General features: G+C 61.6%; 32 protein-coding genes and 2 tRNA genes. 16 read left to right on the top strand and 18 right to left on the bottom strand.

The genetic code is table 11. The features are described 5' to 3' along the window. The first annotated feature begins 214 nt into the window (after positions 1-214). Complete coding sequence (locus ACLEJW_RS08870) at positions 215-1,303, top strand: asparaginase (protein ID WP_440777369.1); 1,089 nt, start codon at positions 215-217, stop codon at positions 1,301-1,303. A 64-nt stretch (positions 1,304-1,367) separates the two neighbouring features. On the opposite strand, the gene ACLEJW_RS08865 is transcribed toward ACLEJW_RS08870, so the two are convergent. Then, complete coding sequence (locus ACLEJW_RS08865; protein ID WP_313296591.1) at positions 1,368-1,859, bottom strand: GNAT family N-acetyltransferase; 492 nt, start codon at positions 1,857-1,859, stop codon at positions 1,368-1,370. Between the two features lie 105 nt (positions 1,860-1,964). Between ACLEJW_RS08865 and ACLEJW_RS08860 the strand changes: the two genes are divergently transcribed. Continuing rightward, a complete protein-coding gene (locus ACLEJW_RS08860; RefSeq protein ID WP_145182637.1) occupies positions 1,965-2,207 on the top strand; it encodes a DUF1654 domain-containing protein in 243 nt (80 codons plus the stop codon). 3 nt (positions 2,208-2,210) lie between these two features. Here the strand turns inward: ACLEJW_RS08860 and ACLEJW_RS08855 are convergent, their stop codons facing one another. The 4 genes from ACLEJW_RS08855 to ACLEJW_RS08840 form a co-directional block, all read right to left on the bottom strand. Continuing rightward, entirely contained in the window at positions 2,211-2,636 is a 426-nt protein-coding gene (locus ACLEJW_RS08855; protein ID WP_145182633.1) for a GTP pyrophosphokinase, read from the bottom strand. Between the two features lie 61 nt (positions 2,637-2,697). Beyond that, the gene (locus ACLEJW_RS08850; protein WP_145182631.1) at positions 2,698-3,270 is read right to left on the bottom strand and encodes an SPOR domain-containing protein; all 573 of its coding nucleotides are present in this window, start codon (positions 3,268-3,270) and stop codon (positions 2,698-2,700) included. Positions 3,271-3,427: 157 nt separating this feature from the next. Then, positions 3,428-3,504, bottom strand: a tRNA-Val gene (locus tag ACLEJW_RS08845). A 175-nt stretch (positions 3,505-3,679) separates the two neighbouring features. Next, positions 3,680-3,756: transfer RNA gene (locus ACLEJW_RS08840), tRNA-Val, on the bottom strand. Positions 3,757-3,958: 202 nt separating this feature from the next. Between ACLEJW_RS08840 and ACLEJW_RS08835 the strand changes: the two genes are divergently transcribed. Beyond that, positions 3,959-5,242, top strand: coding sequence for an NAD(P)/FAD-dependent oxidoreductase (locus tag ACLEJW_RS08835; protein ID WP_145182628.1), 1,284 nt, complete (start codon positions 3,959-3,961; stop codon positions 5,240-5,242). Between the two features lie 47 nt (positions 5,243-5,289). On the opposite strand, the gene ACLEJW_RS08830 is transcribed toward ACLEJW_RS08835, so the two are convergent. Continuing rightward, a complete protein-coding gene (locus ACLEJW_RS08830) occupies positions 5,290-6,039 on the bottom strand; it encodes a peptidase C39 family protein (protein WP_313456501.1) in 750 nt (249 codons plus the stop codon). A gap of 155 nt (positions 6,040-6,194) precedes the next feature. On the opposite strand from ACLEJW_RS08830, the gene ACLEJW_RS08825 reads away from it, so the two are divergent. Further along, on the top strand, positions 6,195-6,374 hold the full coding sequence (locus ACLEJW_RS08825; RefSeq protein ID WP_313456498.1) for a hypothetical protein: 180 nt from the start codon (positions 6,195-6,197) through the stop codon (positions 6,372-6,374). A 59-nt stretch (positions 6,375-6,433) separates the two neighbouring features. Here the strand turns inward: ACLEJW_RS08825 and ACLEJW_RS08820 are convergent, their stop codons facing one another. Both ACLEJW_RS08820 and ACLEJW_RS08815 read right to left on the bottom strand, forming a co-directional pair. After that, positions 6,434-7,186 carry a TerC family protein gene (locus ACLEJW_RS08820; RefSeq protein WP_145182619.1) on the bottom strand — a complete coding sequence of 251 codons (753 nt, stop codon included), beginning with the start codon at positions 7,184-7,186 and terminating at the stop codon, positions 6,434-6,436. Between the two features lie 27 nt (positions 7,187-7,213). Continuing rightward, positions 7,214-7,453 (bottom strand): hypothetical protein, encoded by a 240-nt coding sequence (locus ACLEJW_RS08815; RefSeq protein ID WP_145182616.1) that lies wholly within the window; start codon positions 7,451-7,453, stop codon positions 7,214-7,216. Positions 7,454-7,582: 129 nt separating this feature from the next. Between ACLEJW_RS08815 and nhaR the strand changes: the two genes are divergently transcribed. From nhaR to ACLEJW_RS08800, 3 genes are all read left to right on the top strand, one after another. Continuing rightward, on the top strand, positions 7,583-8,476 hold the full coding sequence (nhaR, locus tag ACLEJW_RS08810; RefSeq protein ID WP_145182613.1) for a transcriptional activator NhaR: 894 nt from the start codon (positions 7,583-7,585) through the stop codon (positions 8,474-8,476). A 75-nt stretch (positions 8,477-8,551) separates the two neighbouring features. After that, positions 8,552-9,763, top strand: a complete 1,212-nt coding sequence (gene sstT, locus ACLEJW_RS08805; RefSeq protein ID WP_440777368.1) for a serine/threonine transporter SstT — start codon at positions 8,552-8,554, stop codon at positions 9,761-9,763. Between the two features lie 107 nt (positions 9,764-9,870). After that, the gene (locus ACLEJW_RS08800; RefSeq protein ID WP_145182607.1) at positions 9,871-10,518 is read left to right on the top strand and encodes a YceH family protein; all 648 of its coding nucleotides are present in this window, start codon (positions 9,871-9,873) and stop codon (positions 10,516-10,518) included. Positions 10,519-10,522: 4 nt separating this feature from the next. On the opposite strand, the gene ACLEJW_RS08795 is transcribed toward ACLEJW_RS08800, so the two are convergent. The 8 genes from ACLEJW_RS08795 to ACLEJW_RS08760 form a co-directional block, all read right to left on the bottom strand. Further along, positions 10,523-10,711: a hypothetical protein gene (locus ACLEJW_RS08795; protein ID WP_440777367.1), complete on the bottom strand. Its 189-nt coding sequence runs from the start codon at positions 10,709-10,711 to the stop codon at positions 10,523-10,525. Positions 10,712-10,807: 96 nt separating this feature from the next. After that, positions 10,808-12,370: an alkyl hydroperoxide reductase subunit F gene (gene ahpF / locus ACLEJW_RS08790; protein WP_440777366.1), complete on the bottom strand. Its 1,563-nt coding sequence runs from the start codon at positions 12,368-12,370 to the stop codon at positions 10,808-10,810. Between the two features lie 123 nt (positions 12,371-12,493). Continuing rightward, the gene (gene ahpC, locus ACLEJW_RS08785) at positions 12,494-13,057 is read right to left on the bottom strand and encodes an alkyl hydroperoxide reductase subunit C (protein ID WP_133330622.1); all 564 of its coding nucleotides are present in this window, start codon (positions 13,055-13,057) and stop codon (positions 12,494-12,496) included. A gap of 198 nt (positions 13,058-13,255) precedes the next feature. Further along, on the bottom strand, positions 13,256-14,611 hold the full coding sequence (gorA, locus tag ACLEJW_RS08780) for a glutathione-disulfide reductase (RefSeq protein WP_313300083.1): 1,356 nt from the start codon (positions 14,609-14,611) through the stop codon (positions 13,256-13,258). 99 nt (positions 14,612-14,710) lie between these two features. Next, a complete protein-coding gene (gene galU, locus ACLEJW_RS08775) occupies positions 14,711-15,550 on the bottom strand; it encodes a UTP--glucose-1-phosphate uridylyltransferase GalU (RefSeq protein ID WP_145182596.1) in 840 nt (279 codons plus the stop codon). Between the two features lie 196 nt (positions 15,551-15,746). Next, positions 15,747-16,667, bottom strand: coding sequence for a c-type cytochrome (locus tag ACLEJW_RS08770; protein WP_313456487.1), 921 nt, complete (start codon positions 16,665-16,667; stop codon positions 15,747-15,749). Then, a complete protein-coding gene (locus ACLEJW_RS08765) occupies positions 16,664-17,314 on the bottom strand; it encodes a c-type cytochrome (RefSeq protein WP_313456485.1) in 651 nt (216 codons plus the stop codon). The genes ACLEJW_RS08770 and ACLEJW_RS08765 overlap by 4 nt, the downstream gene beginning before the upstream one ends. Before the next feature lie 145 nt (positions 17,315-17,459). Beyond that, entirely contained in the window at positions 17,460-17,819 is a 360-nt protein-coding gene (locus tag ACLEJW_RS08760; protein WP_145182588.1) for a hypothetical protein, read from the bottom strand. Positions 17,820-17,978: 159 nt separating this feature from the next. On the opposite strand from ACLEJW_RS08760, the gene ACLEJW_RS08755 reads away from it, so the two are divergent. From ACLEJW_RS08755 to csrA, 9 genes are all read left to right on the top strand, one after another. Next, positions 17,979-18,281: a DUF1883 domain-containing protein gene (locus ACLEJW_RS08755; protein ID WP_145182585.1), complete on the top strand. Its 303-nt coding sequence runs from the start codon at positions 17,979-17,981 to the stop codon at positions 18,279-18,281. Between the two features lie 8 nt (positions 18,282-18,289). Further along, a complete protein-coding gene (locus tag ACLEJW_RS08750; RefSeq protein WP_178108279.1) occupies positions 18,290-18,460 on the top strand; it encodes a hypothetical protein in 171 nt (56 codons plus the stop codon). Between the two features lie 24 nt (positions 18,461-18,484). After that, on the top strand, positions 18,485-19,561 hold the full coding sequence (locus ACLEJW_RS08745) for an NAD(P)H-dependent flavin oxidoreductase (protein WP_440777365.1): 1,077 nt from the start codon (positions 18,485-18,487) through the stop codon (positions 19,559-19,561). Between the two features lie 84 nt (positions 19,562-19,645). Continuing rightward, complete coding sequence (modA, locus tag ACLEJW_RS08740) at positions 19,646-20,404, top strand: molybdate ABC transporter substrate-binding protein (RefSeq protein ID WP_313300070.1); 759 nt, start codon at positions 19,646-19,648, stop codon at positions 20,402-20,404. Next, on the top strand, positions 20,404-21,084 hold the full coding sequence (gene modB, locus ACLEJW_RS08735) for a molybdate ABC transporter permease subunit (protein ID WP_145182575.1): 681 nt from the start codon (positions 20,404-20,406) through the stop codon (positions 21,082-21,084). The genes modA and modB overlap by 1 nt, the downstream gene beginning before the upstream one ends. Before the next feature lies 1 nt (position 21,085). Beyond that, positions 21,086-22,177 (top strand): molybdenum ABC transporter ATP-binding protein, encoded by a 1,092-nt coding sequence (modC, locus tag ACLEJW_RS08730; RefSeq protein WP_313456474.1) that lies wholly within the window; start codon positions 21,086-21,088, stop codon positions 22,175-22,177. A 57-nt stretch (positions 22,178-22,234) separates the two neighbouring features. Beyond that, on the top strand, positions 22,235-23,257 hold the full coding sequence (locus ACLEJW_RS08725) for a DNA topoisomerase IB (protein WP_145182569.1): 1,023 nt from the start codon (positions 22,235-22,237) through the stop codon (positions 23,255-23,257). Further along, complete coding sequence (locus ACLEJW_RS08720) at positions 23,250-23,474, top strand: hypothetical protein (RefSeq protein ID WP_145182566.1); 225 nt, start codon at positions 23,250-23,252, stop codon at positions 23,472-23,474. Before ACLEJW_RS08725 ends, ACLEJW_RS08720 begins: the two co-directional genes overlap by 8 nt. A 36-nt stretch (positions 23,475-23,510) precedes the next feature. Beyond that, positions 23,511-23,708, top strand: coding sequence for a carbon storage regulator CsrA (gene csrA / locus ACLEJW_RS08715; protein WP_012315047.1), 198 nt, complete (start codon positions 23,511-23,513; stop codon positions 23,706-23,708). A 32-nt stretch (positions 23,709-23,740) separates the two neighbouring features. Here the strand turns inward: csrA and ACLEJW_RS08710 are convergent, their stop codons facing one another. Together ACLEJW_RS08710 and ACLEJW_RS08705 are read right to left on the bottom strand one after the other, a co-directional pair. Next, complete coding sequence (locus ACLEJW_RS08710) at positions 23,741-24,925, bottom strand: two-component system sensor histidine kinase NtrB (protein WP_313456470.1); 1,185 nt, start codon at positions 24,923-24,925, stop codon at positions 23,741-23,743. A gap of 81 nt (positions 24,926-25,006) precedes the next feature. Continuing rightward, positions 25,007-25,294, bottom strand: coding sequence for a hypothetical protein (locus tag ACLEJW_RS08705; protein WP_313456467.1), 288 nt, complete (start codon positions 25,292-25,294; stop codon positions 25,007-25,009). Between the last annotated feature and the right edge of the window lie 163 nt (positions 25,295-25,457).

Here is a 25,457-nt window from a genome sequence, read left to right as displayed (position 1 = left end):
TCAAATGCGTTTTGCCAGGGCCTGCGAGGCGGACGTCTTGATTGATTATCCGGAAATTCTCCGAAAAACCGAACAATTTTTCCTATGCTTGTTCGGGGTTCCGGATGCAGAGCGTGCCCAGCGCCCCAGATTGCGCACGCTTCCGGGGTTGGTACGAAACCTGCCTCGCTTGTGCCTGCAACACAGCTCAATTGGACGAGAGAGAACAATAATCATGAATGCTGCACTGAAAACCTTCGCACCCAGCGCCTTGGCGCTGCTGCTGATCCTGCCGACCACTGCCTCGGCCAAGGAAGCCGAAACCCAACAGAAACTTGCCAACGTGGTGATTCTGGCCACCGGCGGCACGATTGCCGGGGCCGGCGCCAGCGCTGCCAACAGCGCCACTTACCAGGCCGCCAAGGTGGGCGTCGACAAGCTGATCGCCGGCGTACCGGAGCTGGCGGACGTCGCCAATGTACGCGGCGAGCAAGTCATGCAGATCGCCTCCGAAAGCATCAGCAACGATGACCTGCTGAAACTGGCCAAACGCGTGGCCGAGCTCGCTGACAGCGCCGACGTCGATGGCATCGTCATCACCCACGGTACCGACACCCTGGAAGAAACCGCCTACTTCCTCAACCTGGTGGAGAAGACCGATAAGCCTATCGTGGTGGTCGGCTCCATGCGCCCAGGCACCGCAATGTCCGCCGACGGTATGCTCAACCTGTACAACGCCGTGGCCGTGGCGGGCGACAAGCAATCGCGCGGCAAGGGCGTGTTGGTGACCATGAATGACGAGATTCAATCGGGTCGCGACGTGAGCAAGTCGGTCAATATCAAGACCGAAGCTTTCAAGAGCGCCTGGGGCCCAATGGGCATGGTGGTCGAAGGCAAATCGTACTGGTTCCGCCTGCCGGCCAAGCGCCACACCAGCAACTCGGAGTTCGACATCAAGCAAATCAGCAGCCTGCCCCAGGTCGATATCGCCTATGGCTACGGCAACGTGACCGACACCGCCTACAAGGCGCTGGCGCAAAATGGCGCCAAGGCTTTGATCCACGCTGGCACCGGCAACGGCTCGGTGTCCTCGCGCGTGGTCCCCGCCCTGCAGGAGCTGCGCAAGAACGGTGTGCAGATCATTCGCTCGTCCCACGTCAACCAGGGTGGCTTCGTGCTGCGCAATGCCGAGCAGCCGGACGACAAGAACGACTGGATCGTGGCGCATGACTTGAACCCGCAGAAGGCGCGGATTCTGGCGATGGTGGCATTGACCAAGACCCAAGACAGCAAGGAGCTGCAGCGGATTTTCTGGGAATACTGATCCATCCCGAGAAATCAAAATGGGGCGCAGCAGCGCCCCATTTTTCATCACCATGCGCTACGCGTTACAGCTCCATGACCATCTCGTGCCAGGCCATGCCGCCATGTTCCGAAGGCGATGGCTGAACGTACCGATAGCCCATCTTGCGGTACAGCTGCACATGCTGTTCTTTGCACATCAAATGAATGGTCTGCTTGCCGTACCCTTTCATCTGCGCAATGAACGCTGTCATCAGCTGGCCGGCATAACCTCTGCCCTGGTGAGCGGGGTCGACCACGACCGACATGATGACCACATTGGGCGCGTCTGGGTCGTGCCCGACAAGCTCCTTGAACGCCTCGTCCGACATCACTACCTGATGGGCGCAGCCGCTGTTGATGAAGCCGACGATGCCCTGCTGTTCTTCCAGCAATAGAAACCCTTGGGGGTATTGGCTGATCCGCGTGCGGATCTTGTCGAGGGTTGCCGCCTCGTCGCCTTCATAGGCGCTGATCTCGATGTCGAAGCAGCGTTCAGCGTCTTGCAGGCGGGGTTGGCGGAAAGTAAGGGCGCTCATCAACAGACTCCGTAGAAAGAACAGCGAAGCGTCAGTGTACCAGTTGCGAAAACACCTGCCGTGAAATACTGTACGCACGTACAGCACAACAAGGAATCGCCACCCGTGGCCACTACCGCATCCGCAGCTGCCAGCAGTTACCAGCAAATGGGCCTGCGCATTCAGAAGATCATCAACAACCCCCTGGCCCAGCGCAGCCGTGCCGCATTGATCTTCCGCCTGGAACACGAATCGCCAGACGACTGGGAAACACTGCTCGAGGAAATCGCCGAAAACGATAACGTTACCCTCGCCCACCGCGATGACGGCGGCGTTCAGCTGTTCTGGACAGTCCCCAAGGACGACTGAAGCTCAGGCCAGCGCCTGCAGGTAAGCGCTGGCTTCACGGTAACGGGCCAGGCGCGCCAGGTCGGCCGGGCCAGGTATGGCGATGCGCGTGAGGTCACTGTTGTCGGCCAGGTCGGCCAGTTTGACCGTGCGCGCCAAGGGGTCGCTACCCAGGCGCACGACGAAGTCCTGGTAGCTTTCGCCGCTGTGACGGCTCAGGGCCAGCAAGGCGGCAAGGATTTTCAGAGGAAAGCCCTCACGGGCCAAGTCCGAAAGGGTCATCGAAGTGTCTTCAAGGACATCGTGCAGCACGGCAACGATACGCTGCTCCGGCGTGCTCACCCGCATCATGACCCGCAGCGGATGCAGAATGTAGGCCGCTCCGCCTTTGTCACATTGGCCTTCGTGCGCCTTGGCGGCTACGGCAATGGCCCGTTCCAGCGTAGACATGAGGCCCTCCCCGTTTGGCTTGCTCAAGGCAAGCATAGCCGGGGAAGCCTACAGATAACAGTTAACGCTGCGCGCCGTGCTGGATGACCACAGAATCGGTACCCAGTTTGGCCATGACTTCGGCCTGGCGCGCCTGTGCCTCAGCCTTGCTGGGGAATGGGCCGAGCAACACCACTGGCTTGCCCTCACGGTATTCCACCGAAGAGGCAATGCCCTTCTCGATCAAGCGTGCAGTCATGTCGCTCAGCGCGCCCATGTTGGCGCCCTGGATCACCTCGACATCCCACCCTTCAGGGGCCGGCTGATCGGCCAGTGCGTCGGCGCGCCGTTGCAGCTCTGCGCCGCCGCAGTATTCGCGGATACGCAGTTCGTTGCTGCCGTCGGCGACGATGATCTGGTATTGGCCGTCGCCAGTCTTGACTGCGACGTAGCTGCGATAAGCCAGGTACTGGCCGGCGTCATCCTTGCTACGCACCTGGCCGCAAATGGTGCCTTTCGTGTCGATGCGCACGTTGCCGAACTTGGCGGTGCCAGGATTGGGCAGGTGCTCTGCGACCTGCTTGTGCACGCCTTCGACCTCGTTTTCGCAGCCGACCAGGGCCATCACTGCCAACACCACCACCAGTTTGCGCACGCGCGTACCTCCAGATTCGAAGGGGCGGATTCTATCACGGCCACAGCAGTCACCGCCCGCGACCAAAGGTTACACGCTGCTTCGTGAGCAAGCGGAAAGCAAAAAGGGCGACCCTTGCGGATCGCCCTTTCTGATGCCCGTAAAACGGGGCTTTGTTTGGTAGGCACAATTGGACTCGAACCAACGACCCCCACCATGTCAAGGTGGTGCTCTAACCAACTGAGCTATGTGCCTGTCGTGTGGTGCGCATATTAGTGATCGGACGCACACCTGTAAAGCATTTTTTTCAAAAAAATCAAAACTTTCAACACGTTGCCTAGGGCGCGCGTTTCCGCCGCCGCGGCAACCATGCAAAAAGGGCGACCCTTTCGGATCGCCCTTTCTGATGCCCGTGAAACGGGACTTTGTTTGGTAGGCACAATTGGACTCGAACCAACGACCCCCACCATGTCAAGGTGGTGCTCTAACCAACTGAGCTATGTGCCTGTCGTGTTGGTGCGCATTCTACGCATTCCATAACTGCTGTCAATACTTTTTTTTACGCTAAGCCACTGAATCTTAAACTGTTTATAGATAGCTAGCGGCGCCCAGGGGGTAACGGATTTTTAACAGACGACTAGCGGGTGTTTATTATTATTGATAGCATCGGTACATTCGTTAAAAATATAAAACACGAGGTTCCTGCAGCATGGCTAACACCCCCTACCCCCAGTCCTACTACGCCGCCTCGGCCAACCCGGTGCCGCCACGTCCGGCGCTGCAGGGTGAGGTGGAAACCGACATCTGTATCATTGGCGCCGGCTACACCGGCCTTTCCAGCGCGCTGTTCCTGCTCGAAAACGGCTTCAAGGTGAGCATCGTCGAAGCTGCCAAAGTCGGCTTCGGCGCTTCGGGCCGCAACGGCGGCCAGATCGTCAACAGCTACAGCCGCGATATCGACGTGATCGAGCGTACCGTCGGCCCCAAGCAGGCTCAGCTGCTGGGCCAGATGGCCTTCGAAGGTGGGCGCATCATCCGCGAGCGCGTGGCCAAGTACAACATCCAGTGTGACCTCAAGGACGGCGGGGTCTTCGCCGCGCTGACCGCCAAGCAGATGGGCCACCTGGAATCGCAGAAGCGCCTGTGGGAACGCTTCGGCCATAACCAACTGGAGCTGATGGACCAGAAACGCATCCGTGAAGTGGTGGCGTGCGAGAGCTATATCGGCGGCATGCTGGACATGAGCGGTGGCCACATCCACCCGCTGAACCTGGCCTTGGGTGAAGCGGCAGCGGTCGAGTCGCTGGGTGGCATCATCTATGAGCAGACGCCGGCGGTGCGCATCGAGCGTGGTGCCAACCCGGTGGTGCACACCCCGCAAGGTAAAGTTCGTGCCAAGTACATCATCGTCGCCGGCAATGCCTACCTGGGCAACCTGGTGCCTGAGCTGGCGGCCAAATCGATGCCATGCGGCACCCAGGTGATCACCACCGAGCCGCTGGGCGAAGAGCTGGCGCGCACCCTGCTGCCGCAGGACTACTGCGTGGAAGACTGCAACTACCTGCTCGACTACTACCGCCTGACCGGCGACAAGCGCCTGATCTTCGGCGGTGGCGTGGTATACGGTGCACGCGATCCGGCCAATATCGAAGCGATCATCCGGCCAAAGATGCTCAAGGCGTTCCCGCAGCTGAAGAACGTCAAGATCGACTACGCCTGGACCGGCAACTTCCTGCTGACCCTGTCGAGGCTGCCGCAGGTCGGTCGCATCGGCGACAACATCTATTACTCCCAGGGCTGCTCGGGCCATGGCGTCACGTACACGCACCTGGCAGGCAAGGTGCTTGCAGAGGCCTTGCGTGGCCAGGCCGAGCGTTTCGACGCCTTTGCCGGCTTGCCGCACTACCCGTTCCCAGGTGGGCAGATGCTCCGCGTGCCGTTCAGCGCCATCGGCGCCTGGTACTACAGCCTGCGCGATCGCTTGGGCTTCTGAGCCCAAGCGTGAACTGGCGCTTCGCTCGATGGGCGAAGCGCCAGGTGTCAGCGCGCGTTTTCGAGGCTGGCCACCGCCTGCTTCGCGGCCCCTTCCTGGCCGGCCCTAGCCAAAGCGTCGGCAGCTTGCAGCCAGCGCTGGCGATCCACCTGGGCCGGCAACTGCCGCGGTGGTTGCACCAGCACCGCCCAACTCCCTTCCTTCGCCCAGTTCTGGGCAAAGTCGTCAAACCCCATGAGCTGGCGACGCTGCATGCCTGAGCGCAGCAGCACGCGCTTCTTGTAGGTGTCGTAGCCGATCAACACCGCGTACCGCGGCTCGCTCCACCACGCCGAGCCTTCCTGATAACGCAGCAGCACCGGATTACCGGCCGCCACTTGCACGAGCAAGGCATCGAGCTGCTTGTCCAGCGGGTACACCAGTTTGCCGTATGCGCGTGCGACCTGCGGGATGCCGGTGGCCAGTGCGTCGGCACCTTCAGGTAGGTTGAGCGGCTTGTCCAGCAACCCAGGGGTGATAGGCGCGCCTTGTTGCGAAAGCAAGGCTGCAAGCGCCATCGCGCCGCTGTGGTTGGCGTTGCCGCGATAAAACGGCACGCTGCTGATCTCGACCCGTTGCGGCAGGCCTTTGAGCCCTGTCGGGGGCGTGCCCGCACAGCCTGCCAGGGCGCCAGCCAGCAGGCCAGTGAGCAACAGATGACGCGAGACGCGGGCCAAGCGTTTGCAGAAATGATGCTCCATGAACACTCGCTTGTTCAGAGGTCGGGCAGACAGCGCCTGACATTGGCTACCGATCATAGTGGGACCACCGCACCGGGTACAGTCTGACAAGCGGCAGGCATCGCTCCGACGTTCCATCGACTAAAAGCCGATGGAACGTCCCAGACGGGCAGCTAGACTAATGAAGTGTCTGGAGGGCAAACCACAAGTTGGCCCAAGAGAAGGAGGCACACATGAGCCTGACCATGGCAATTCTGATGTTGGTGAGCATGTGGCTTAGCGTCGCAGCCGCCATGCTCTGGGGTGTACTGCGGATCGTGCGGCGTCACTCGCAGCATGCCGACCTGCCGCCCGAACCGGTGGTGAAGGCGCAGCCCAAGCTCAAACCGCGGCCACAGGCCGTGATGCACTGATGTTCCTGCTATCGCTTTAGTCAATGCAACGGGGCGCTGGGCGCCCCCGCATTACGCCATCAGCCCTGCGCAGCATCACGCTTCAGACGCGCCCGTCGCGCCAGGATGTTGAGCACCTCGATAGCCGTCGAGAACGCCATCGCTGCATAGACATAACCCTTCGGCACATGGGCGCCGAACCCTTCGGCGATCAGTGTCATGCCGATCATGATCAGGAAGCCCAGGGCCAGCATCACCACGGTCGGGTTGTCGTTGATGAAGTTGGCCAGTGGGTCTGCTGCCACCATCATTACGATCACCGCCGCCACTACCGCGATGATCATAATCGGCAGGTGCTCGGTCATACCCACGGCGGTGATGATGCTATCGACCGAGAAGACGATGTCCAGCAGCAGGATCTGGAAAATTGCAGCGGCAAAGCCCAATGTGACCGTTGACGACACCTTAGCCTCCTCCTTGGCGCCATGCGGGTCGACGTTCTCGTGAATTTCCCGGGTGGCTTTCCACAACAGGAACAGGCCACCGGCGATCAGAATCACGTCTTTCCAGGAAAACGCATTTCCGAATACCTCGAACACCGGGTCGGTCAGCTGGACGATCCAGGCCACCGTGCTGAGCAGTGCCAGGCGCATCACCAACGCCATGCTGATGCCGATTCGCCGTGCCTTGGAGCGATATTCCACGGGCAGCTTGTTGGTCAGGATCGAAATGAAGATCAGGTTATCGATGCCCAGCACCACTTCCATGGCGACCAGCGTGGCCAGGGCGACCCAGGCAGTTGGGCTAGCGGCGAGTTCCAGCAAGTATTCCATTGTTCTAATCCTGCAGCGGTGATGAGGTTAAATTTCTTCGGTCGTTGCGGTTGCATCAGCGGCCTTGGGCTTGCGCGCCTCGCCCCCGATCGCTTCATTCAACGCCTGCTGAGCGGCCTTGTTGGTGTCGTCGATGGCCTGCTTGGCCGACTGCGCCGCCTGGTCAAGCATCTGCTGGGCAGATTTTTCGGCCTGGTCGCAACCGGCCAGTGCCAGCAACGCCAGGGTCAGGACCAGCGGTGTACCGATGGCTTTGAAGTGCAGCATAGTGTCCTCGCTCGAATATTTCCGCCGGCGCTCGGCGCCTGATGGGTAAGCAGTCTAGCCAGCGGCATACTTCAGGAAAATTCGTATTTTCAGCGTGTATACTTCGGTTTTTACGAATCGGGGAATTTTGTGCTCAACTACCGTCAGCTGCACTATTTCTGGGTTGTCGCCAAGACCGGCAGCATTACCCGCGCCAGCGAGCAGTTGAACCTTACGGCGCAGACCATCAGCGGGCAGATCGGTTTGTTCGAGCAGACCTACGGGCTGGAATTGTTTCAGCGCGTGGGCCGGCAGTTGGAGCTGACCGAAACGGGTCGCCAGACGCTGGTCCATGCCGAGCAGATGTTTCAGATCGGCAATGAGCTCGAGGCGATGCTCAGGGCTGGCCCACAAGAGCAGATTCTGTTTCGCGTCGGAGTGGCCGACGTGGTCCCCAAGTCGATTGTCTATCGCTTGCTGGCCCCGACCATGGCGCTTGACGAAGTGCTGCGCATCAACTGCCGCGAAGACAAACTGGAGCGACTGCTGGCAGACCTGGCGATCCAGCGCCTGGACCTGGTGATCTCCGACAGCCCGATGCCCGGCCATCTGGACATCAAGGGGTATAGCCAAAAGCTGGGGGAATGCGGATTGAGCTTTTTCGCCACACCGGCCCTGGCCAAACAGCATGGCGGCGTCTTTCCTGCCTGCCTGCAAGACGCGCCGCTGCTGATTCCCGGCCCGGAAACCGTGGTCGGTAGCCGCCTGCTGCGCTGGCTGGGCGAGCAGCAGGTGCAGGCTCGGATCGTCGGCGAGTTCGACGACAGCGCACTGATGCAGGCCTTCGGTCAGTCGGGCAGCGGCATTTTCGTCGCCCCCAGCGTGATCGCCGATGAGGTGTGCCGACAGTATGGCGTGCAGTTGATCGGCCAGACCGAGGCGGTGCTGGAGTCATTCTACGCCATCTCGGTGGAACGCAAGGTCAAGCACCCTGGGATCGTGGCCATCACCGAAGGCGCGCGCCGCGAGCTGTTTCACTGGTGACAAGGCTGACTTTGCGCCGCTGGGGTCTATGGTAAAGTTGCGCCCTTTTTGCTGACTGCCGAGATCACGCCGCACATGACACCTGTTTTCCGTCTCCTCAAGCGCACCAGCCTGGTGACTCAGATCGTCATCGGCCTGGTTGCCGGTATTGCCCTGGCACTGCTGGCACCCGCCCTCGCCCGCGACCTGGCCTTTCTCGGAAAGGTATTCGTCAGTGCCTTGAAGGCAGTGGCGCCGGTGCTGGTGTTCATTCTGGTCATGGCCTCGATCGCCAATCATCGCCATGGCCAGGAAACCCACATCCGCCCCATTCTCTGGCTGTATCTGCTGGGTACTTTCGCCGCCGCCGTCGTGGCCGTGGTCGCCAGCATGCTGTTTCCATCGCACCTGGTGCTCAACGCCAGCGAGGCAACCCTCAGCGCGCCGGGCGGCATCGGCGAAGTGATGCAGAACCTGTTGCTGAGTGCGGTCGACAACCCGGTCAACGCCTTGCTCAATGCCAACTTCATCGGCGTACTGACCTGGGCCATCGGCCTGGGCATTGCTCTGCGACATGCCGGCGAGACGACCCGCACGGTGGTCGATGACCTGTCCAACGGAGTGACCCTGATCGTGCGCGTGGTCATCCGCTTCGCGCCATTGGGTATCTTTGGCCTGGTCAGTTCGACCTTGGCGCAATCGGGCTTTGCTGCCCTGCTCGGCTACCTGCACCTGTTGGGTGTGCTGATCGGCTGCATGCTGTTCGTGGCGCTGGTGATGAACCCATTGATCGTGTTCTGGAAAATCCGCCGCAACCCCTACCCACTGACCCTGATGTGCCTGCGCGAAAGCGGCATCACGGCGTTTTTCACCCGTAGCTCGGCGGCGAACATTCCGGTGAACCTGGCGTTGTCGGCACGCCTGGGGCTGCATGAAGACACCTATTCGGTGTCGATACCGTTGGGAGCCACCATCAACATGGCGGGCGCGGCGATCACCATCACCGTGCTGACCCTGGCCGCGGTGCACACGCTGGGCATCGCCGTCGACCTGCCGACCGCGGTGTTGCTGAGCGTGGTCGCAGCGATCTGCGCGTGCGGTGCTTCGGGCGTGGCCGGCGGCTCGCTACTGCTGATCCCGCTGGCCTGCAGCCTGTTTGGCGTTCCTAGCGAAATCGCCATGCAGGTGGTCGCCGTAGGCTTCATCATCGGCGTGCTCCAGGACTCGGCAGAAACGGCGCTCAACTCCTCGACCGATGTGCTGTTCACCGCAGCGGCGTGCGAGGGACAGGCGCGGCGCAGCGCGTGATCGCCGTCGGGGCTGCATGGCGGCCCCGTAGCCGGTTGGCGGACGGATTGCTTAAGCTCGAGGCTTTACCTACGCTAGTGGCCTTCCCACCCGTATGAGACAGGGCCATGTCAGAGCATCCCACTACCGGCGAAGGCCGCTTGAGCAGCATCGAGATCCGCATCCTCGGCGCGCTGATCGAAAAGCAGGCCACCAGCCCGGAAAGCTACCCGCTGACCCTCAATGCCTTGGTGCTGGCGTGCAACCAGAAAACCAGTCGCGAGCCAGTGATGAATCTCAGCCAGGGGCAGGTCGGCCAGGCCCTGCGCGCGCTCGAAGGGCAAGCCATGACACGCTTGCAAATGGGCAGCCGCGCCGACCGCTGGGAACACCGCGTGGACAAAGCCCTCGAACTGGTACCGGCGCAAGTGGTGCTGATGGGGTTGATGTTCCTGCGCGGGCCGCAGACCCTTGGCGAGCTGCTGGCGCGCAGCAATCGCCTGCATGAATTCGATGACACCGAGCAGATCCAGCATCAGCTCGAACGCCTGGTTTCCCGCGGCCTGGCGCTGCATCTGCCGCGCCAGTCAGGCCAGCGCGAGGACCGCTACACCCATGCCTTGGGTGAGCCGGCGGAGATCGAGTCGATCCTGGCTGCGCGGCAACAGGAAGGCGGCGCGCGCAGCACGACTGGCGGCATCGCCGATGAGCGCATCGAGGCGCTGGAAGCGCGGGTCGCCGCGCTGGAAGCGCGTCTGGCCGAGCTCGAAGGCTAAGCCGCTAGCGCTCCAGCTCTGGGAAGTGTCGGCAGCTTTTACGTTCTGCCAGTTCTTGGTCGGTAGGACGCTGATCGACGAACACGGTACGGCCGTCGGCGTAGATTTCCAGATAGCCCCAGTGCAGATCTTGTTCGTGCTGACCGGGCTTGGGCGGAACTAGCCACCAGGGCTCGCGGCTGATGAGGGTCATAAGAACGTCCTGAAGGTGTCTGCCGTTAAGCATAGACACCTTCAGTTGGCCCACTCGTGCTGTTGTCTTGCTCGATTTTACAAGTCGTCAGCAGACCTACGCCGGCGCTGACGTGCGGATCAGGTGGTCGAACGCTGCCAGCGACGCTTTGGCACCCTCGCCGACCGCGATGACGATCTGCTTGTAAGGGACCGTAGTCACGTCACCTGCGGCGAACACGCCTGGCACGTTGGTCTGACCCTTGGCGTCGACGATGATCTCGCCGCGCGGCGACAGCTCGACGGTACCCTTGAGCCAATCGGTATTGGGCAACAGACCGATCTGCACGAAGATGCCTTCCAGCTCCAGGTCATGCAGCGCCTCGCTGGTGCGATCCTGGTAACGCAAGCCTGTGACCTTCTCACCGTTACCGACCACCTCGGTGGTCAATGCGCTGGTAATCACCTTGACGTTCGGCAAGCTGTGCAGCTTGCGCTGCAAGACCGCGTCGGCACGCAACTGGCTATCGAACTCGATGAGCGTCACCTGGGCGACGATACCAGCCAGGTCGATCGCCGCTTCAACGCCAGAGTTGCCCCCGCCGATCACCGCCACGCGCTTGCCCTTGAACAGCGGACCATCGCAGTGCGGGCAGTAGGCCACGCCCCGTGCGCGGTATTCCTGCTCGCCCGGCACGTTCATTTCCCGCCAGCGCGCACCGGTCGCCAGAATCACCGTCTTGGCCTTGAGCGAAGCGCCGCCGGCCAGGCGGACTTCGTGCAAGCCGCCATCGGTGGCCGGGATCAAGGCTTCACCGCGCTGCAGGTTCATGATGTCGACGTCGTACTGCTTGACGTGTTCTTCCAACGCCGTGGCCAACTTCGGCCCTTCGGTTTCCTGCAACGAGATGAAGTTTTCGATGGCCAAGGTGTCGAGGACCTGGCCACCGAAGCGTTCAGCGGCGACGCCGGTACGAATGCCTTTGCGCGCTGCATAGATCGCTGCAGCTGCGCCAGCCGGGCCACCGCCGACGACCAGCACATCGAACGCCGCTTTGGCGTTGATTTTCTCGGCCTGGCGACTGCCCGCGTTAGTGTCGATCTTGCCGAGGATTTCTTCCAGGCCCATGCGGCCCTGGCCGAAGACTTCACCGTTGAGGTAGATGCTCGGCACCGCCATCACCTTGCGCGACTCGACCTCCTCCTGGAACAAGGCGCCGTCGATCGCCACGTGGCGCACGTTGGGGTTGAGCACCGCCATCAGGTTCAGCGCCTGAACAACGTCAGGGCAGTTCTGGCAAGACAGCGAGAAATAGGTCTCGAAGATGAACTCACCCTCCAGCGCCTGGATCTGCTCGATGACCTCGGCGCTGGCCTTGGAAGGATGGCCACCGACTTGCAGCAGGGCCAGCACCAGGGAGGTGAATTCATGGCCCATGGGGATGCCAGCGAAGCGCAGGCTGATATCGGCCCCAGGGCGGTTCAGCGAAAACGATGGGCGACGCGCATCGCTGCCATCGGCGCTGAGGGTAATAAGGTTCGACAGGCTGGCGATTTCTACCAGCAAGTCATGCAATTCGCGGGACTTCGCGCCGTCGTCGAGGGAAGCAACGATCTCGATCGGCTGGGTGACCCGCTCCAGGTAGGTTTTCAGTTGCGATTTAAGCGTGGCGTCCAACATACGGGCGATTCCTTTTCAAAACTCGGATACAAAAACGCCCAGGCGATAGCGCCCGGGCGTTTTACGGGGCGGTGAGAACTTCAGCTGTGGCGGCTGCTTACCGCCCGGAAGATCGGCATGACCTTAGATCTTGCCAACCAGGTCCAGCGATGGTGCCAGAGTGGCTTCGCCTTCTTTCCACTTGGCCGGGCAGACTTCGCCTGGGTGGGCGGCAACGTACTGGGCGGCTTTGACCTTGCGCAGCAGCTCGGTCGCGTCGCGGCCAACACCACCGTCGTTCAGTTCGACGATCTTGATCTGGCCTTCCGGGTTGATCACGAAGGTACCGCGATCGGCCAGGCCGGCTTCTTCGATCAGCACGTCGAAGTTGCGCGAGATGATGTGAGTCGGGTCACCGATCAGCGGGTACTGGATCTTGCCAATGGTGTCCGAGGTGTCGTGCCAGGCCTTGTGGGTGAAGTGGGTGTCGGTCGAGACGCCATAGATCTCAACGCCCAGCTTCTGGAATTCGGCGTAGTTGTCGGCAAGGTCACCCAGTTCGGTTGGGCAAACGAAGGTGAAGTCGGCCGGGTAGAAGAACACGACGGACCACTTGCCTTTCAGGTCGGCTTCGCTGACCTGGACGAACTCGCCCTTGTGGTAGGCGGTGGCGTTGAACGGTTTGACCTGACTGTTGATGATCGGCATGAGAGACGCTCCTTCATGGGGTTGGAATCAGTTGATGGAGTGAATCCTACCGACTGTTCCTGCCAAAGGCTCATTGGCAAAGCTCATGCTTGTGATTGGTTTTGGCTATAACCGCAGATCATTAATAGAAGGGAATCGGCTGAGCAACCGATTGCGCCTGATAGCGCAACCCGTTGCTTTGAACAGTGAACGCGCCGATCAGCGAGTAGCAGTGCGCAGGGTGACGAACTCTTCAGCAGCCGTTGGATGCACGCCGATGGTTTCATCGAATTGTTGCTTGGTGGCGCCAGCCTTGAGGGCGATGCCCAAGCCTTGAATGATCTCGCCAGCATCCGGGCCAACCATGTGGCAGCCCAGTACTTTGTCGGTTTCGGCGTCGACCACCAGTTTCATCAGGGTTTTCTCCTGAATCTCGGTCAGCGTCAGCTTCATGGCGCGGAAGCGGCTTTCGAAGATCGTGACCTTGTGACCGGCGTCGAGCGCCTGCTCTTCGGTCAGACCGACGGTGCCGATCGGCGGCTGGCTGAATACCGCAGTCGGGATGTTCTGGTAATCCACCGGGCGGTACTGCTCCGGCTTGAACAGCCGCCGCGCCACGGCCATGCCTTCGGCCAGCGCTACGGGGGTCAGTTGCACGCGGCCGATCACGTCGCCGATGGCCAGGATCGACGGCGCCGTGGTCTGGTACTGCTCATCGACGCGAATGAAGCCACGCTCATCCAGCTCGACGCCGGTGTTTTCCAGCCCCAGGTTGTCCAGCATGGGGCGGCGGCCGGTGGCGTAGAACACGCAGTCGGCGACCAGTTCGCGGCCGTCCTTGAGGGTGGCCTTGAGGGTGCCGTCTTCGAGCTTGTCGATGCGTTGGATATCGGCGTTGAACTGCAGGTTCATGCCCCGCTTTTCCAGTTCTTCCTTAAGGTGCGTGCGCACCGAACCATCGAAACCGCGCAGGAACAGATCACCGCGATAGAGCAGCGTGGTGTCACTGCCCAGCCCCTGGAAGATCCCAGCGAACTCGACGGCGATGTAGCCGCCGCCTACCACCAGCACACGGCGTGGTAGCTCCTTGAGGTAAAACGCTTCGTTGGACGTGATCGCCAGCTCCTTGCCTGGGATGTCCGGCACCTGCGGCCAGCCACCGGTGGCAATGAGGATGCGCTCGACGCTGTACTGCTCGCCATTCACCTCGACCTGATGGGGGCCGGTGATCCGCGCATGGCCTTGTAGCAAGGTGACGCCGCTGCCGGTCAACAGGTTGCGGTAGATACCGTTGAGCCGGTCGATCTCACGGTTCTTGTTGGCGATCAGCGTGCCCCAGTCGAAATGGCCTTCTTCCAGGGTCCAGCCATACCCAGCAGCCTGCTCCAGCTCGTCGGCGACATGGGCGCCGTAGACCAACAGTTTTTTCGGTACGCATCCGACGTTGACGCAGGTCCCCCCCAGATAACGGCTCTCGGCCACCGCCACTTTTGCACCGAAACCTGCAGCGAAGCGCGCCGCACGCACACCGCCGGAACCGGCGCCAATCACGAACAGATCAAAATCGTAGGCCATGTATTCACTCTCCTAGGCAGGCGCCCAGCATACCGCCGTTGGCCGCCGCGAACAAAAAAGCCACCCCGAAGGGTGGCTCCTTGAACCCGCGCTGGCGTATCAGTACGCCTTGCCGGATTTGTAGAAGTTTTCGAAGCAGAAGTTGGTCGCCTCGATGTAGCCTTCCGCGCCACCGCAGTCGAAACGCTTGCCCTGGAACTTGTAGGCGATCACGTTACCTTCGGCAGCCTGCTTCATCAGGGCGTCGGTGATCTGGATTTCGCCACCTTTGCCAGGCTCGGTCTGTTCGATTTTCTCGAAAATGTCCGGGGTCAGGATGTAGCGACCGATGATTGCCAGGTTGGACGGCGCATCTTCAGGCTTGGGCTTCTCGACCATCGAGTCGACGCGGAAGATCCCAGGCTTGATTTCTTCGCCGGCGATGACGCCGTACTTGTTGGTTTCCTGCGGATCGACTTCCTGGATGGCCACGATCGAGCAGCGGTACTTCTTGTACAGTGCCACCATCTGCGCAAGGACACCTTCGCCATCGAGGTTGACGCACAGGTCGTCTGCCAGCACCACGGCGAACGGCTCGTCACCGATCAGCGGGCGGCCGGTCAGGATCGCGTGGCCCAGACCTTTCATTTCGGTCTGGCGCGTGTAGGAAAACGAGCATTCATCGAGCAGACGACGAATACCGACCAGGTATTTTTCCTTGTCGGTACCCTTGATCTGGGTTTCCAGCTCGTAGCTGATATCGAAATGGTCTTCCAGGGCGCGCTTGCCACGACCGGTGACGATGGAGACTTCGTTCAGACCGGCAGCCAATGCTTCTTCAACGCCATACTGGATCAGTGGCTTGTTGACCACCGGCAGCATTTCCTTGGGCATGGCTTTGGTAGCAGGCAGGAAACGAGTGCCGTAGCCAGCTGCCGGGAACAAGCATTTCTTGATCATAAACATCCTTAAACGAAGGCTAGGCCTGGGGAATTCGGCGCAGTCTAATCAGGCGGGATTAACCTTACAATGCCCTGCCTGAGTCGAACGCTGCCATCATAGAGACACCTCAGTGTAGATAGTTCCAAAAAGTTCGTGAAGATGCCGCTATCCGGCCTCAGGCGGCCAACGCCGGCAGGGCCGGCGGGCGCCCTGCTCACTGGCCACTGCCCTGCCCGAGCAGCACGCCATCGACCTTTTGCCCATACAGGTTGACGCCGTCGTTGGCGTGGAACTTCAACCGCGTCTTTTCCACCGAGCCTTCGACCAGGCGCGGGTCCTGCGGGCGTTCATGCCGGTTGATCCAGGCGGCAACGTCCCAGGCCTGCTGGTCGCTCAAACTGCCCGGCTTGCCCAAGGGCATGTTGTACTTGATGAAGGACGCGGCGGTGTTGATCCGGTGCATGCCAGCACCCCAGTTGTAGGAATCCTTGCCCCACAGCGGCGGCATCACGTATTCGCCTGCGACTTTCTGGCCCTGACCTTGGTCGCCGTGGCAGATCGCGCATTGCTCGGCGTACACCTGCTGGCCACGCTTGAAGTCATAACCGCCCTTGGGCTGCGTCACCTCGGGGTAGCCACGGCCGGGCAGCTCGACGCCAGTCGGGGCCTGGGTCGACAACCAGTACGAGTAAACGGCAAGCGCGGTCATCTGCGGGCTGTCGGCGGCCGGCGGCTTGCCGTTCATGCTGAACTGGAAACAGCCTTGGATACGTTCGGCGTAGGTGTTGACCTTGTTGTTTTTCTTGCGATAGGCCGGGTACATGGGATACGCACCCCAGAGCGGCGCCGAGTGGGCCATACGACCCTGGTCAAGGTGGCAGTTGCTGCAGTTCATGCCGTTGCCAACGGCGTCGGGCATCAGCCGACGGGTATCGACGAACAGCGCGTGGCCTTCTCGGACCATGGCGCCGAAGGCATTATCCGGCAGGCTCTGCTCCTGGGGAGGGGTGAATTGCGCCGCCGCATGGGCTGCGGGGACATTGAGCTGCGACTGATCTTCCATGGCGATGGGCGCAGGGCTCGCCAGTGCATTGCCCACGACCAACAGCCACAGCGAAGGAAATACGGTTTTCATGGCTTGACCTCCGAACGGGTGAGCTGCGCGAAGTACTCGGAAAGCGCCGTGACTTCGGCGTCGGTCATGGCCTTGGCCACGCCCGCCATCAGCTGGTTGGGGTCGTTCTTGCGGCTGCCGTTGCGCCACCCGTCGAGCTGGGCCTTCAGGTACGCCGCGGGCTGCCCGGACAAGGGCGGGAAGTGCTCGCCGATACCGCTGCCTCCAGGGCCATGGCACTGCACGCACCCTGGGATCTGCCGAGTCCAGTCGCCATACAGGGCCAAGCGCTCGGTGGGGTTGGCTGCGATCTGCTGGCGCCGCAGCGCGGGCGCTGGGTCAGCCGGCAGCTCGGCCAGGTATTGACTGACGGCGGCGATTTCCTCTTCGCTCAGGGCACTGGCCAGTGGCGCCATGACCGCCTGCTGGCGACTGCCGCTGCGCCAGTCGTGCAATTGCTTGCCCAGGTAGCCGGCAGGCAGCCCCGCCAGGCGGGGAAACCCAGCAGCGGCAATGCCCTTGCCATCTGCACCGTGGCAGCCGATGCAGGCCATGGCGGCAGGGTTGGCACCTCCCTGGGTAAATATTTTCTGGCCATCAGCGGCTTGCGCCGCCGGCCAGGCCAGGATCAGCAAGCTGCCGATCAAGACGCGTCTCAATGGGGCCATCACGAATCTCCATTTCTTTTGTTATAAGCTTAGGCTTAAAACACATAAGCAAATGGATACTAGCCCCGCCAGTGAAGTCGCAACAACGCCCCACCCGGCCAGCGGATGGCAAATGGCCTGCTAAGCGCGCTTGGCTTGCTTCAGATCAACTTCCGGAGATGCATTTGGTCGCCGAGGTGCGTACATCACCCAAGCGCAATGGGAAGTTGTTGAGGCGCTCATGCAATTTGATACTGCTGCCACTGCCCCGCTTGTCGATGTCCACCAACGCCGCTGGCCCGGCGCCAGAGGTGAGTTTTTGCGGCACGATCAGGCGCAGTCCATCGCCGCGGGCCTCTTCGACCAGCGGATCGCGCGTGTCGGCCAGGTGCGCCTTCATGCAGTCGGCGTATTCACGCGGAGTCTTGCCCGAAATCACGTCCAGGGTCTCGTGAGACTGCTCAAGCTCAGCGACGCTGACGCAGCCGCCGAGCGTCAGCGCTAACGCTGCCACCATCCACTTCATTAATCGCACCTCGCATGACAAGAATGTGTAGGACAATTCGCAGGCCATTTTGCTCCCGGCTTTGGCAGTTTTCTCGGCCTGCGCCGATCTGGCGCGAGAGCCAGGCCCGACAACATGCTATCGTTCACCTTTGCAGAACCAGACTTTGCGGAGCACCCCATGAAATTCGTACACCAGCGCGAGCACCTCAACGAGGACGATATCGTCGTTATCGAGTGTTCCCAGCGCTGCAACATCCGCCTGATGAACGACGCCAATTTCCGCAGCTTCAAAAACGGCGGCCGGCACACCTACCATGGCGGTCACTTCGAGCGTTTCCCGGCGCGAATCACCGTGCCTAGCACCGGTTTCTGGAATATCACCATCGATACCGTGAGCACCCGCCCGATTTCGGTGACACGCAAACCCACCCTGACCCACAAGATCAAGATCATCCGTCGCTCGTCGTCGAAACTCGGATAAGGCCCGCCATGACCCAGAACATCAAATACGTCATCAAGTACAAACTCGACGGCCAGCGGCGCTGGGACTTCGCAGTGATGGACGACGCGTCCGATGAACAGGCCCTCGAAGCGCTGCGCAAGATTCATGGCGATGATGCCGAGAAGATCAGCGACATCCAGGTCAGCAAGGCGCTGTAGACCCGACACTCAAAGGAGCAACCCGTGAGCGACTGGCCCGACCGACGAATTCTCGATCTACTGGGCATCGCCTTGCCCATCCTCCAAGCGCCCATGGCCGGGGCCAGCGGCTCGCCATTGGCGATTGCCGTGGCCAGCGCCGGGGGGCTCGGCGCCCTGCCCTGCGCCATGCTTACCAGCGAACAGGTGCGCAGCGAGATCGAGGCGTTTCGCACGGTCTGTCCGGGCAAGCCGCTGAACCTGAATTTTTTTTGCCACCAGACGCCAACACCCGATCCTGAGCGTGAGAAGCGTTGGAAACAGGCGCTCGAGCCCTATTACGCCGAGGTCGGCGCCGACGTTGCCGCCCCCACCCCGGTGTCCAATCGCGCCCCGTTCGACGAACAGAGCTGCCGGCTGATCGAAGAACTGCGCCCTGAAGTGGTGAGCTTTCACTTCGGATTACCGCAGGCCTCGCTGCTGCAGCGGGTCAAGGCCGCGGGGGCCAAGGTGCTGAGCAGTGCCACCACGGTAGAGGAAGCGCAGTGGCTGCAAGCCAACGGCTGCGATGCGATCATCGCCATGGGCTATGAAGCGGGCGGGCACCGCGGCATGTTCCTGAGCGACGACATCAACACGCAGATCGGCACCTTCGCCCTGGTCCCACAAGTGGCCGACGCGGTGCGTCTGCCGGTGATCGCAGCCGGTGGCATCGCCGATCACCGGGGTCTGTTGGCCGCCTTGGCGCTCGGTGCCAGTGCGGTGCAGATTGGCACCGCCTACCTGTTCACTGAGCAGGTAAAGGTCTCCCCTGCCCACCGCCAGGCGCTGGCCTGCGCTGCAGCCAGCGATACGGCGTTGACCAACCTGTTCACCGGTCGTCCTGCGCGCGGTATCAACAACCGCATCATGCGCGAGCTCGGACCGATGAGCGCGCTGGCGCCTGACTTCCCGCTGGCCGGTGGCGCATTGATGCCGCTGCGGGCGATCACCGATCCCCAAGGCAACAGCGATTTCAGCAACCTGTGGGCCGGGCAAGCCTTGCGCTTGGGCAAGCGGCTAGCTGCCGACCAGCTTACGCGTGACATCGCCGAGACAGCGCTGGCAACGATCCGTGGTTAAAAAATCCATGAGCGCGCTTCCCGCTCACTGGCCTATCGCTATATAGTTTGGGTTATAGCGATAACGCCCTCAGGAGCTGCATTCATGCGTATCCGTTCGCCGCAATTGGCCGTCACGGCCCTGGCCAGCCTGTTCACCCTCAACATCGCCTGGGCCGACGAGGTTCAAGTCGCTGTGGCTGCCAACTTCACGGCACCGATCCAGGCCATTGCCCAGGATTTCGAGAAAGACACCGGCCACAAGCTGATCGCCGCTTATGGCGCCACCGGGCAGTTCTATGCGCAGATCAAGAACGGCGCCCCGTTTGAAGTGTTCCTCGCCGCCGACGACAGCACCCCGGCCAAACTCGAACAGGAGCACGCCATCGTTCCAGGGTCGCGCTTCACCTATGCAATCGGCACCTTGGCGCTGTGGTCGGCCAAGCCGGGCTACGTTGACGACCACGGCGAGGTACTCAAGCGCAACGCCTACCAGCACCTGGCGATCGCCAACCCGAAGACCGCGCCGTACGGCCTGGCCGCAACCCAGGTGCTCGACAAGCTGCACCTGACCGAGGCCACGCGGGGCAAAATCGTCGAAGGACAGAACATCACCCAGGCTTACCAGTTCGTTTCCACCGGCAATGCCGAGGTGGGTTTCGTCGCCCTGTCGCAGATCTACAAGGACGGCAAAGTCGCAAGCGGCTCGGCATGGATCGTCCCATCGACACTGCATGAGCCGATCCGCCAGGACGCGGTGATCCTCGAAAAAGGCAAGGACAATCCGGCTGCCAAAGCCTTGGTCGAGTACCTGAAAGGGCCGAAGGCCGCTGCGCTGATCAAGTCCTATGGCTATGAAATCTGATGCCGCTGGACGCCAGTGATTTCGGCGCTATCTGGCTGACCATCAAACTGGCCAGCCTGACCACGCTGATCCTGCTGATCATCGGCACTCCCATCGCCTGGTGGCTGGCACGCACGCGGTCGTGGCTGCGCGGCCCGGTCGGCGCGGTGGTGGCGCTGCCGCTGGTGTTGCCGCCGACGGTGATCGGTTTCTACCTGCTGATCGCCCTCGGCCCGCATGGCTGGCTAGGCCAGGCCACCCAAGCCTTGGGCCTGGGTACGGTGGTGTTCAGCTTCACAGGCCTGGTGATCGGCTCGACGGTCTATTCCATGCCGTTCGTGGTGCAGCCGCTGCAAAACGCCTTCAGCGCCATTGGCCCCAGACCGTTGGAAGTCGCGGCTACTCTGCGTGCCGGCCCATGGGACAGCTTCGTGCATGTGGTGCTGCCGCTCGCCCGGCCGGGCTTCGTCACTGCCAGCATTCTCGGTTTCGCTCACACCGTCGGGGAATTCGGAGTGGTGCTGATGATCGGCGGCAACATTCCGGACAAGACCCGCGTGGTGTCGGTGCAGATCTTCGATCACGTCGAGGGCATGGCCTACGCGCAAGCCCATTGGCTGGCGGGGGCGATGCTGGTGTTCTCGTTCCTCGTGCTACTTCTGCTGTATGCCGGACGCCGCGGCAAGACCGCCTGGAGCTGACATGAACGGATCGATCACGGCGCGCATCCGTTTGGCGCGCGACGACTTCACCCTGGACGTCGACCTGCAGCTGCCGGGGCGCGGCATCACTGCCTTGTTCGGCCATTCCGGCTCGGGCAAGACCTCCTGCCTGCGGTGTCTGGCCGGGCTCGAGCGTGCCGCCAGCGCCTACATCGAAGTCAATGGCGAAGTCTGGCAAGACAGCGGCCGCAGCTTTTTCCTGCCACCGCACTTGCGCCCACTGGGCTATGTGTTCCAGGAGGCCAGCCTGTTCGCCCACCTGTCGGTGCGCGGCAATCTGGAATTTGGCTGGCGGCGCATTGCCCCTGCCGAGCGCAAGGTGAGCGTGGAGCAAGCCTCGCGGCTACTGGGCATTGGCCACTTGCTCGAGCGCACCCCGGCTACCCTGTCCGGCGGTGAGGCGCAGCGGGTCGGGATCGCCCGCGCACTGCTCAGCAGCCCGCGATTATTGTTGATGGACGAACCCCTTGCAGCGCTGGACGGGCCGCGCAAACGCGAAATCCTGCCCTATCTGGAACGTCTGCATGACGAGCTGGACATACCTGTGGTGTACGTCAGCCATGCTCAGGATGAGGTGGCCAGGCTCGCCGATCACCTGGTGCTGCTCGAGCAAGGCCGTGCCACTGCCAGCGGCCCGATCGGCGAAACCCTGGCGCGGCTTGATCTGTCGCTGGCCCAGGGCGAGGATGCCGGGGTGGTGATCGAGGGCCAGGTGGTGGGCCATGACCCGCGCTATGATCTGCTCGACTTGCGCCTGCCCGGCAGCGCGGCCCCTCTGCTGCGCATCGCCCACCCAGCGCACCGTCCGGGCAGCACGCTGCGGGTCAAGGTCCAGGCGCGCGATGTCAGCCTGACGCTCGACGCTGACAGCACCTCGAGCATCCTCAATCGCTTGGCGGTGCGTGTGCTGCAGATCCAAGCGGCCGAGAACCCGGCGCATGTCCTGGTGAGCCTGGACGCCAACGGCACGGCGCTGCTGGCGCGCATTACCCGTTATTCTGCCGATCAGCTGGATGTGCACCCAGGCCAAGCCTTGATTGCGCAGATCAAGTCGGTGGCGTTGCTGGGCTGAGCATCTTCGCATCATTCGTTGTCCATTGCTCAGTGACCTGATCGAGGCCCCCTGACGATGCTCGACTGCCCCCTTCCTGCGAGCCTGCACTATGTTGACGACAGCCAACCGGGGCTGACCCGGCGCCGCTGGCGTGACCGTTTCATCTACCTCGATGCCGAGGGCCAACGGGTCAAGGACAAAGACACCCTGGCGCGTATCGCGGCGTTGGTGATTCCTCCGGCGTACACCGATGTATGGATCTGCGCCGACCCGCAGGGCCACTTGCAAGCCACTGGCCGCGACGCCCGCGGTCGCAAGCAGTACCGCTACCATGCGCAATGGCGCGAATCGCGCGATCAGCATAAATACGGGCGCATGCTCGCCTTCGCCAAGGCCCTGCCCAAGCTGCGCGCGCAGTTGGAGCTGCACCTGGCGCGCCCAGGGCTTGAGCGCGAAAAAGTCATGGCCCTGGTGGTCAGCTTGCTCGACCACACGCTGATCCGCATCGGCAATCAGCGCTACATGCGCGACAACAAATCCTACGGCCTGACCACCCTGCGCAACCGTCACGTGGAAGTGAAAGGCAGCACCATCCGCTTTCAATTTCGCGGCAAGCGTGGGGTCGAGCACAATGTCACCTTGCGTGACCGGCGCCTGGCCAACCTGCTCAAGCGCTGCATGGAACTGCCGGGGCAGGCGCTGTTTCAGTACCTGGACGAAGACGGCCAGCGCCACAGCATCGGCTCCAGCGATATCAACCAGTTCCTGCAACAGCTCACTGGCGCCGATTTCACCGCCAAAGACTACCGTACCTGGGCCGGCAGCAGCCTGGCGCTGAGCCTGCTCAAGCCGCTGGCCTGGGAACCGGAAACCGAAGCCAAGCGCCAGGTGTCGGCCATCGTCAAACAGGTTGCCGCGCGCCTGGGCAACACGCCGGCAGTGTGCCGGCGCTGCTACATTCACCCGGCGGTGCTCGAACATTACGCCCTTGGGCGACTGGCCGAGCTGCCCGGCGGGCGGGTACGCAAAGGGCTGGACGCCGAAGAGGTCGCGCTGTTGCTGTTTTTGCAGGCGTTGGAAGCGGTTGAACATGATTGAGCCAGGCTATCCAAGCGATCATGCAGAGAAATTTCCCATAAATCGCGAAGCCCCCTATTCTTGGCATCGAGCACCTTCGCCGATACGTTACGCCGCGATTGAACCGACGCCTGCAACTAAAGACACGCAACAGATTTTGTCTTTTGGGGAATTACTGTTCTTCGAAAGCGTCTTTAATGAGAAGGAAGCGGGACAGGCTCCCACCATCGCGCCCTGAGGCTCGATGGATTTCTATATCCCCAAGGAGAATTACATGCTGATACTCACCCGTAAGGTTGGCGAAAGCATCGTCATCAACGACGACATCAAAGTCACCATTCTGGGCGTCAAAGGGATGCAGGTGAGGATTGGCATCGATGCACCGAAAGATGTTCAGGTGCACCGTGAAGAAATCTTCAAGCGTATCCAGGCAGGTAGCCCTGCCCCGGAAAAGCACGACGATCAACACTGAGCCTTCTAACGCTTCGAGCCGCACGGATGCGGTTATCGATGCGCGGCGTGTTGCGCTTGGCCATCGCACCCCAGCTGACCAGCACCAAGGTGGGCAGGCAAGTACAGGCGCATGACAGTGCCTTGGCCCACGCTGCTGTCGACCGTGATAGCGCCATGACTTTGCTTGGCGAAGCCGTAGGCCTGACTCAAGCCCAGACCGGTACCCTTGCCAAAGGGCTTGGTGGTGAAGAACGGCTCGAAGATCCTCGGTAGCCACTCAGGGTCGATGCCCGCGCCGTTGTCTGCCACTTCAAAACACACGAAGCTGCCGCACAAATCCTCCACTTCCCCGCCAAGTTCTGCCCTTTCAACATGCAGACGGATGTTGCCACGCTCACCGATGGCGTCACGGGCATTGAACAGCAGGTTGAGTAGAACCATCTGCAGCTGCCCGGCGTCGACCTCGATCAACGGCAAGCCCGGCTGCAGGTGCTGTTCGAGCTCGATCTCCCTGGGCAGCGCATGCTCCATCAGGCTGTGCGTGGACGCCAGCAGCTGAGCAGGGTCGATCAGCGCGACTTGCAGTTGCCGGTGGCGGGCGAAGCTCAACAGCTGCTGAGTGAGCTCCGTGCCACGCTGCCCGGCTTCGAGAATGTGCTCGATCATGCGCGCCACCCGTGCCGGATCAGGGTTGGCCTGCGCCAGGCGCGCCGAGTTGATGATGATGGTGAGCAGATTATTGAAGTCATGCGCCAACCCGCCAGTCAGTTGACCCAGCGCTTCGAGCTTCTGCGCCTGGAACAACTGGGCGCGCACCGCATCGAGCTGCTGCGCCGACTCGCGCCGGTCGGTAATGTCGCGGGTGACCTTGGCCAAACCGATAATCTGGCCATGCTCGTCCCGGATCACATCCAGCGCTGCCAGGGCCCAGAACTGCGTACCATCCTGGCGCACGCGCCAGCCCTCGTCCTGGGCTACGCCCTCCTCCAGCGCTTGTTTGAGCAGCCGCGCCGGACGCCCATCGGCGGCGTCCTGAGGGGTGAAGAACAACGAGAAATGCTTGCCGATGATGTCTTCGGCCCGGTAGCCCTTTATGCGCTGCGCGCCCGCGTTCCAGGACACCACATGGCCACGAGGGTCGAGCATATAGATGGCGTAGTCCACTACCGATTGCACCAGCTGCTCGTAGCGGCTGGCAGGCATGACAGGTTGAACGATGCAGTCGGCTGAAACCATGCAAACTCCACAGGCACAGCGGGAGGGGCCTGAATAGCTTAGCCGAGAGTACCGCGCTTCGACACGTAGCGCTGCAACAGATTATCTGTCCTCGGCTTCAACCAGCACCGGGCCAACGCGTCGTGGCAGCGCGACCCTCAGCAGCCAACCCCCTACAGCCAGAATCAAGAGGCCACCGACCAACGCGGTGACGCGCTGCGAAGGCGGATGAGCCGCATCAAAAGCCAGCAACAGCAGGTAACCAGCAAGCCCAAGCAGGCACAGATAAAGAAAAGCACCCAGCAGCAGCACCTTGGCAAACAGCAGGCGCCAGAGGAGATGAGAACGAGCGGCAAGACGTTGCGAATCGGATGAGGAAGCTTCGGACATCGTGTCGCGCTCAGTGAAACCAGGGAATGGGTATCAGCGGCAACGAGACATCAAGGTACGGTGCCCACATCACAGACCTTACTCGCGCATGAGCATAGGCAATATAGATGGGCGGGTTAGAACATACAGCTATAGCGAGTCTGTGACCGGTTGCGGGTCACGG

It is taken from the genome of Pseudomonas sp. SMSB3 (genome assembly GCF_052041965.1).
Lineage (GTDB): Bacteria > Pseudomonadota > Gammaproteobacteria > Pseudomonadales > Pseudomonadaceae > Aquipseudomonas.
Note: the sequence above shows the minus strand (reverse complement) of the source record. Positions and strands in the feature narration are given on the sequence as shown.